Raw genomic sequence first — 6465 nt, forward strand, 5'->3', positions numbered from 1 at the left:
CGAGTCACCTCCGCGTCGCCGCCAAATCGGCACACGGGGTTGCCGCGGGCGGCGCGCGACTATGTCAGATGCCCGTTTGGCCACCATCAATGACCAGGTCGATGCCCGTCGTGAAACTGCTGTCGCTTGAGGCGAGGAAAAGAACACCGGCCGCGACCTCCTCTGGCTTACCGATGCGACCAAGCGGAAGCATGTCGGCGAACATCTGGCGCATAGCGGCGGCTTCCTCGGCGGTTTTCACCTGGCCGTCGATGATCGGCGTATCGACGGGGCCGGGGCTCAGGGAATTGACCCGAATGCCGCGCGCCTTGAGATCCGCCGCCCAATTGCGCGCGAACGAGCGCTGCGCCGCTTTGGAAGCGGAATAGGTCGTGTGAGGCGGTGAGCCGATCAAGTGCGCGGTCGAGGCCACGATCACGATCGACCCGCCGTCCTTCAGCAACGGCAACGCCTTCTGCACCGTGAAGAAAGTGCCACGCGCGTTGATATTGAAGGTCTTGTCGAAATGCTCGGGGGTGACATCGGCAATTGTGACGAGTTCGACGAATGCTGCATTCGCGACGATTATGTCGAGCGATCCCTTCTCGCCTTTCACGGTCTCATACAGACGATCAAGGTCATCGAGATTGGCGATATCACCCTGAACAGCGGTCACGTTGCGGCCAATCAGCCCCTTCGCTTTGTCGAGTTCGCTTTGTCGGCGACCGACGATAAAAACATAGGCGCCTTCCTCGACGAACTTCTGCGCGGTCGCGAGTCCGATCCCGCTGCTGCCGCCGGTGATAACCGCAACCTTTCCGTCTAGCTTCCCCATATGCTTGGCCCTCGGTTCATCTGAACGTGGGCCGAAACGGCTCCACGAGCATGAGGTGCGCCGCAGCGCGCACATTCTGAAGGCTTTGCCTGAGAATACATCCTATTCTGACTTGGAATACCGATGGGAGCTGATGTCATGCGTCGTGCGGGCGGCTACGCTCTCCGGCTTGCCTGCTCGCACGGCCGCCAGCATTCCATGCCGGAATGCATTCTATTCCGGACGCTGACTTTCTATCTCCGCCGCAAGCACCACTTCCAGCGGTGGACGCACAGGCGTTCGGCTCGAGGAGCAGACGCATGCCCACTGTTGGATCGGAGGCCGCCAAGGCGATCGTCAGACGCAATACCGAGGAGGTGCAGGGCGCCGGCGATTGGGCGCTGTTCGACAAACTCTTCGATGACGCCTTCGTCGACCACACGCCGCAGCCCGGCGTCGGCGCCGATAAAGCCGGCGTTCTCATGCTCTACCAGGGTCTGCGCGCGGCCTTCCCGGATTTCCACGCCGTAATCCATTGGCAGAGTGCAGACGGTGACTTGGTCACAACATACAAGGTCTATTACGGCACACACCGCGGCACGTTCCTTGACATTGAACCCACCGGCCGCGAGGTTCACTTTGAAGCCGTCGACGCCATGCGCGTCCGCGACGGCAAGATCACCGACCATTGGGGTGTCGGCAATTTGTATTCGCTCGTCCAACAGTTGAAAGGCGAGACCGGCCCTGGCATTGGCAAGCGCGACTCTGCGTGACGGCCCACGCCACAGGTCAAAAAACTCCGCGCTCAGTTTCGGTCCTTCTCTTCGCGCCTCCTATTGAACGCCTCGCTCGCGATCAAAGCGAGTAAAGCGGCGGCCGGAAACGCCCCGCCAAACGCGGGGATGGCGTCGAGGCCGAAGCCTCTTTCGAGAAGAATGCTGCCGAACGTCGCGCCCGCAGCGACACCGAAATATACAAACGAATTGTTGAGCGCGAGCACGACTTCGACATGCTCCGGCGCAAGCGACATGAGGCGGCGCTGCTGGCCGAGCACGACCGGCCACGGCGCCGCGCCCAAAGCAAAACTTGCGAGACACGTTGACCAAGCCGCGCTCATGGCGGCCGGGAAGACCAGCGCCACGCCAACGCCGACGAACAACGCGAGAACCATGGGCGGGATTGGGCCAAAGCGATCGATGATCCGGCCGGCGGTTTGGCTGCTGACGAGCGCCCCGAGCCCGAACGAGAAGAATGCAATCAAAACCATGCTGGTCGGATAGCCGTGCGCGAGAACCAGCGCGCCGAGATAGGTGTAGACGCCGCCATTGAGGCTGAGACACAGCAAGGTTGGAAGCAACGCTATCAATATCGCCGGATGCACGAGCGGTTTAAAGCGGCCGAGGAGAGTCGCTGGCGCCTTTGCCGCTCCCGGCGCCGGAATCCATATGGCGATAGCCGCAACCGCTGCTGCGGATATCGCCGTGACCAACCAGAATGCCCCTTGCCAACCGAGGTTTGCCCCCACCCACGCGCCAAGGGGCACGCCCGCAACAATTGCACCCGTGATTCCAACCGCCACACGGCCGAGCGCCGCCCCCTTCTGCTCGGCCGGCGCGAACTCACCGGCGAGAGCGTAGGCTGCGGGAATGAACAAGCCGCCGAAAATGCCGGCAAGAACCCTCGCGATGACGAGCACGGTGAAGCTCGGGGCAACCGCACAAAGCGCATTTGCCAGCGTGAAAGCGGCAAGAGACGCTACGGCGACGCGATCGCGGCGGAACTGCACCGTCAGCGCCGCGAGAATCGGCGCTGAAAGCGCGTAAGCCACCGAATAGACGCCGACGGCCATGCCTGCCGTGCCGAGGCCCACAGACAAGTCTCGGGCCAGATGAGGCAATATGCCGGCCACGATCTGCGCGTCGGTGCCTGTCGCGAATGCGCCGAGGGCGAGAAGCCAGATGCGGGAATCGACGCCTTTCCCGGCGCTCATTCCAGGTCGCGCGACGCAATAAGCAGCGCCGGACCCCCAATGCGCCGCGCGGCAATATCTGCATGCGCTGTCGCAACTGCCTGCAACGGATAGCGCTTAGCCTTTACGGAAGCGAAGTAGCCCAAGCGAATGGCATCGAACAGCTCGTTGGTCGCTTGTGCGATCAAGTCGCCGCTTACGTTGCGGACGGTGCTTCCTCCGGCGACGCGGATGCGACGCTCTGCCAACTGGCTTTGGTCGAGGTCGGCAGTCCCAGACGCGGCGCCAATCGTGAGAAGCACGCCGCCGCGGCGCAGCGACGCCACGGACTGCGCGATCGTCGACTTGCCGACGAACTCACATACGGCATCTACGCCGTCCGGCGCCAAGGCGCGCACCTTGGATTGAAATTCCGGATCGCCAGACCACAGCGCCGCGTCCGTGTTCAGCGCGGCGGCGCCAAGTTTCTCGCGCGACCCTACCACGGCAATCACTGTCGCACCGAGAGCCTTCGCCCACAGCGTTACGATCGTTCCGGTGGCGCCAGAGGCGCCTTGCACGAGAATCGTCTCGCCGGACTCCACGCGATGAAGAAGGCGAAGCGCCATCCAGGCAGTCAGTCCCTTGCCAAGAAAGGTTGCCGCCTGCTCTTCGCTGATGTCCTCTGGCAAGCGAAGCAGAGCGTCGGCGGGTGCTAAACGCGCCGATGCGTAGCTGCCTGGCGCGTAAAAATAGGCGACACGATCGCCCGGCTGAAACCCCGTCACGCCCGAGCCGACAATATCAACGACGCCTGTTCCTTCGATGCCGAGAACTGCGGGGAGCTGAAGCGGGAAGGTGCCATCACGAAACATCGTGTCAACGAAATTGAGGCCGATCTCAGTTTGGCGGAGGCGCACTTCAGAAGAGCCCGGCGTCCCGACCTTCACGCTTTCGACGGTCAGCACGCTCGGAGGACCATGCTCGTGGATTCGCGCTGCTACCGCCACTAGGCGCTCCCGTATCGTTGCCAGCGCGCTCACGATCGGAGTGTGACACCGACGATCCGCCGCTCTGGGTTACAGCGGCGCAAGTGGGCGCGCATAACCAACGTCAGTAGGTCTTGATAGGGAATACGAACTATTCCGGGGCGGAATGTGCCGCTAGCGCAGACGCAGGCTAGCGTCCTGGGCGAATGCCTGTGCCAAGAAATCGATGAACGCCCTAACTTTACTGGATTGAAGCCTACCGGCAGAGCTGACGGCATAGATCGAATGCGGTGGCGGCGCGTAGCTCTCTAGAATGCGCGTTGCGGCGCCCGTGGCCAGTTCGTCGGCAAAGAGCCAGGCAGGCGCTTGCGCAATGCCGAGGCCGGACAGCACGCCAACGCGAACATGTTCGGCGTCGCTCGTTCTCACCGGCCCTGCCGGCTCCACGGTCATCGGGCCATCAGGCCCCAAGAACTCCCATGGCCTGACGGCGCCGCCGAACATGAAAGTAACGCAGTCATGATCCGCGAGATCGGCCGGCGTGCTCGGCTCTCCTCGCCGTCCAAGATAATCGGGCGAGGCAATAAGCGCCGTCTCCCCGGTCGCAATCTTCCGTGCGACAAGACTTGAATCCGACAGCGAGCCGATCCTGATTGCGACATCGATGCGATTCTCGATGAGGTTGACATACCTGTCTGTGATGTCGGTCTCGATCGTTACGTTGGGATACTGCTCGAAGAAAGCCGGCAGGCGCGGAAGCACATGCATGCGTCCAAAGCCCGCCGACATCGCCACGCGAATGCGGCCCGCTGGCGACACCTGACCGCTGCCGACGCGCGCTTCGGCTCGCTCAAACTCATCCAACAAGCGGACTGCCGATTCGTAGAAAGCCTCGCCGTCTTCAGTCAGGCTCAAACCGCGCGAAGTGCGGCGGAGCAATTGAGTCCCGAGGCGCGCTTCCAAACCGGCGATGTGCTTGCTGACAGTCGGTTGAACCACTCCCTCCGCTTTGGCGGCTTTGGAGAAGCTTGCCGTATCCACGACACGAACAAACAAGCGCATCACGTCGAGGCGGTCCATCAAATGCCTCCAGGGGCCGACAACGCGGTCATCGCTATGCGTGCCACGCGCTGAAGTTCCTCTCGGGTGGCGCCGCCTTGCGCCTCGATCGACATGCCAAGCCCGACCACATTTATGAACCGTGCAAGCGCATCGACATCGGTGTCGGGCGGAAGGTCGCCGGACGCCTTCGCCGCTGCAAAACGATCGCGCAGGCCGACCCAGGCGAGACGTCGCCTTTCGATCAGATCATCACGGATCGGATCGCTGCCCGTCGGACCTGGGCTCGCGCAGCTCACGCCCATGCAGCCCGGCGGATGATCGGGCGCGGTCTGCGCTTCGACAGCGCCGTAGAGAAGGCGCTCAGCGACCTCCTTCGCAGTCGGCTCCTCCAGCGCGCGGGAGGTGTAAGCGAGATGGCCGACGCGATAGCGCTCATAGACCTGCCTAAACAGGTTCTCCTTGCTGCCGAAGGCAAAATAGAAGCTGGGCGGTGTGACGCCCATCGCCTTTGTCAGATCGGATAGCGACGTGCCCTCATAGCCGTTGCGCCAAAACAGATCGGTCGCAACGTCGAGAGCATGGTCGAGATCAAGCTTGCGTGGACGCGCCATCGTCGCCGGGTTCCGCATCGTATAGTGAACGCTATATAATAGCGTGGGCGCAGCCCGTCCAGCAAATATAGTGATCGCTACACGCCGAAAGGACTGAACAAATGGAGAATGCGCGCGAACTGCTCCAGAGCTATCTGGACAATATCCAAGACCCCGCCGTGGCCGCGTCGCTCTATGCCGACGATGGCGTGCTGGAGCTGCCGTGGGTGAAAGCTCATGCGCAAGGGCCGGCGGCGATCGAGAAGCTGATCGCGGGCCTCCTCGCGAAGGTGCCGGATTTCGCCTTTAAGAACCTCACGGTCTGGATCGACACCCCGGATAGGGTCTTCGCCGAATATCATGTCGAAGCGCTTGTCCCCGACACGGGCAAGACCTACCGGCAAATCTATGCCGGCCTGCTTATCGCCGAGGCCGGAAAGATCAAACTCCTGCGAGAAGCACTCGACACCGCTGAAGCCGCTCGCGCCTTCAGCGAAGGCTGAACGCAAGCGCATGTAGAGGCAGAAGAACCAGTCGGCATCGTAGCCTCGGTCGCCAACGGCGCTTTGGCCTGCGCGGCGTTACAATCCCAACTGCATTTTTCGCCCCAACTGCCACGACACTGCTCCGCCCTGAACGACGCCCATGACTTCGCGGCCGAACTGGCGGTCGATGACTGGTCGCCACGGGAACGATAAACGAAACTACCTCACCGCAGACGAGCGGCCCGCCTACGCCAGACTCTTGGCGGTTGCTCCGGCGGGCCGCTCGTCCGCTTCCACCGTCGCGACTTTGGCAGCGAATAGAGACGCCTGCGGCTTTCTGATGCTTGCACGGCCAGCGCATGTTGACGGCGTGGCCATTGTTGAAACTCATGCGCTTCTCTGGCGCGTTTGCCGCGCATTAGGCGGTATGGGATATGCGCCAGATTCGGCACGAATCCGGTAGCCGTTTTGCAGATCGGCAGTCGCAACTATGCGCCTTCGGCGGCGGATTTCTTTGCAGTGTCCATGCAGGGAATCGGCGCGTTCAGTGTAAAATCGGAAACTGCGGATTTTGGGCGAAAAGGGCGGAATTTCGGAG

7 protein-coding genes and 1 pseudogene are annotated in these 6465 nt (G+C 62.1%); 2 read left to right on the top strand and 6 right to left on the bottom strand.

Annotated elements, in window-relative coordinates:
* Positions 1-64 precede the first annotated feature (64 nt).
* On the bottom strand, positions 65-814 hold the full coding sequence (locus ACUSIJ_RS06355; protein WP_449307534.1) for an SDR family NAD(P)-dependent oxidoreductase: 750 nt from the start codon (positions 812-814) through the stop codon (positions 65-67).
* A gap of 299 nt (positions 815-1113) precedes the next feature.
* Here ACUSIJ_RS06355 and ACUSIJ_RS06360 point away from each other — a divergent pair, with 299 nt between their 5' ends.
* Positions 1114-1566, top strand: a complete 453-nt coding sequence (locus tag ACUSIJ_RS06360) for an ester cyclase (protein WP_449307535.1) — start codon at positions 1114-1116, stop codon at positions 1564-1566.
* 32 nt (positions 1567-1598) lie between these two features.
* Here ACUSIJ_RS06360 and ACUSIJ_RS06365 read toward each other — a convergent pair whose 3' ends face one another.
* The 4 genes from ACUSIJ_RS06365 to ACUSIJ_RS06380 form a co-directional block, all read right to left on the bottom strand.
* Positions 1599-2783: an MFS transporter gene (locus tag ACUSIJ_RS06365; protein WP_449307536.1), complete on the bottom strand. Its 1185-nt coding sequence runs from the start codon at positions 2781-2783 to the stop codon at positions 1599-1601.
* Positions 2780-3709 carry a zinc-binding dehydrogenase gene (locus tag ACUSIJ_RS06370; protein ID WP_449307537.1) on the bottom strand — a complete coding sequence of 310 codons (930 nt, stop codon included), beginning with the start codon at positions 3707-3709 and terminating at the stop codon, positions 2780-2782. The genes ACUSIJ_RS06365 and ACUSIJ_RS06370 overlap by 4 nt, the downstream gene beginning before the upstream one ends.
* Before the next feature lie 195 nt (positions 3710-3904).
* On the bottom strand, positions 3905-4810 hold the full coding sequence (locus ACUSIJ_RS06375) for a LysR substrate-binding domain-containing protein (RefSeq protein ID WP_449307538.1): 906 nt from the start codon (positions 4808-4810) through the stop codon (positions 3905-3907).
* Entirely contained in the window at positions 4810-5421 is a 612-nt protein-coding gene (locus ACUSIJ_RS06380) for a TetR/AcrR family transcriptional regulator (protein ID WP_449307539.1), read from the bottom strand. The genes ACUSIJ_RS06375 and ACUSIJ_RS06380 overlap by 1 nt, the downstream gene beginning before the upstream one ends.
* Positions 5422-5504: 83 nt before the next feature.
* On the opposite strand from ACUSIJ_RS06380, the gene ACUSIJ_RS06385 reads away from it, so the two are divergent.
* Positions 5505-5885, top strand: a complete 381-nt coding sequence (locus tag ACUSIJ_RS06385; RefSeq protein ID WP_449307540.1) for a nuclear transport factor 2 family protein — start codon at positions 5505-5507, stop codon at positions 5883-5885.
* Between the two features lie 78 nt (positions 5886-5963).
* Here the strand turns inward: ACUSIJ_RS06385 and ACUSIJ_RS06390 are convergent.
* Positions 5964-6071, bottom strand: a pseudogene (locus ACUSIJ_RS06390) (DUF3363 domain-containing protein); the annotation flags it as partial.
* Positions 6072-6465: the final 394 nt, after the last annotated feature.

The sequence above is a fragment of the Pseudochelatococcus sp. B33 genome, from assembly GCF_053570585.1.